This window comes from Promicromonospora kroppenstedtii DSM 19349, from assembly GCF_000515355.1.
Lineage (GTDB): Bacteria > Actinomycetota > Actinomycetes > Actinomycetales > Cellulomonadaceae > Promicromonospora > Promicromonospora kroppenstedtii.
The window spans coordinates 1-1,081 of sequence record NZ_KI911683.1 but is presented as its reverse complement, the minus strand read 5'-3'; the positions used below and the strand labels follow the sequence as shown (position 1 = coordinate 1,081).

General features: G+C 74.2%; 2 protein-coding genes. Both read left to right on the top strand.

The features are described 5' to 3' along the window. Positions 1-395 (top strand): hypothetical protein (locus PROKR_RS14525; RefSeq protein WP_036964380.1); only part of this gene is annotated, 395 nt, incomplete at its 5' end. A 65-nt stretch (positions 396-460) separates the two neighbouring features. After that, the coding region (locus tag PROKR_RS14520) for an MFS transporter (RefSeq protein WP_036964379.1) at positions 461-1,081 on the top strand (621 nt) is incomplete at its 3' end.

Sequence of the window (1,081 nt, the reverse complement as noted above, 5' to 3'; positions counted from 1 at the left end):
AGGAGGCGCCGGAGCTGGCCCGTGACCGGCGCGAGCGCTGGTGGCGGCGGGCGGCGCGGTCCATCACGTGGGGCCGGTCGACCCTGCCCCCGGACGCGGAGAGCCAGCGGCAGGCCGTGGCTGCCGAGGAGTTCATGCTGGCGCGCCAGGTCGAGCGGGCCCGGGCCTGGCTGGAGCGGTCCGAGCAGGACGACGAGTGGAGCCGGGCCGAGCTCTCCACCGACAGCTGGCTGCGCCTGACCCCCGGCGAGCTGGAGCAGCTGAGCGCCGAGATCAACGAGGTGGTGCTGCGCTGGAAGGAGCGGCGGAGCGCACCGGCGTCGGACGAGAAGGCGGCCGGGGAGCGCGCCGAGCACGTCTTCCTGTTCGCGCGGGCCTTCCCGTCCCGCCCGTAGTCCGGCCCAGGAGCGATCCTGCAAGAGTCATTGTACAAGAGTGCTTGTACATATAGCCTGCTGGCATGACGACGTCGACCGCGCCCTCTGAGCCTGCCGTTCCCCTGACCCGCAACCGGGCCTTCGGCCTCCTCTGGCTGGGGGAGGGCGTGAGCGTGGTCGGCAACGCGACGACGTCGGCCCTGCTGCCGCTGCTCGCCGTGACGCAGCTCGACGCCGGTCCGGCCTGGATGGGCCTGATCACCGCGGCCGCGTGGCTGCCCTGGCTGGTCGTCGGGCTGCCGGTGGGGGCCTGGGTCGACCGGCTCCCGGCCCGGCCGGTGATGATCGCCGCCAACCTGGCCGCCGCCGTCTCGCTCGCGAGCGTGCCCGTGGCGTTCGCGCTCGGGATCCTCACCCTGGTCCAGCTCACCGTGGTCGCCATGGTGGGCGGGGTGTGCACCGTGTTCTTCCGCACCGCCTACCAGGTGTTCCTGCCCGAGGTGGTGCCCGCGGACCAGCTCGAGCCGGCCAACGCGCGCCTGTTCGGTACGGAGTCCGCGGCGAACGTCGCGGGCCCCGGCCTGGGTGGTCTGCTGGCGCAGTGGCTGACGGCGGCGCTCGGGCTCGCGCTCGACGCCGTGACGTTCCTGTGGTCGGCGGTGTGCCTGTGGCGCATCCGGCCGGCCCACCCGGCGGCCCGGCCC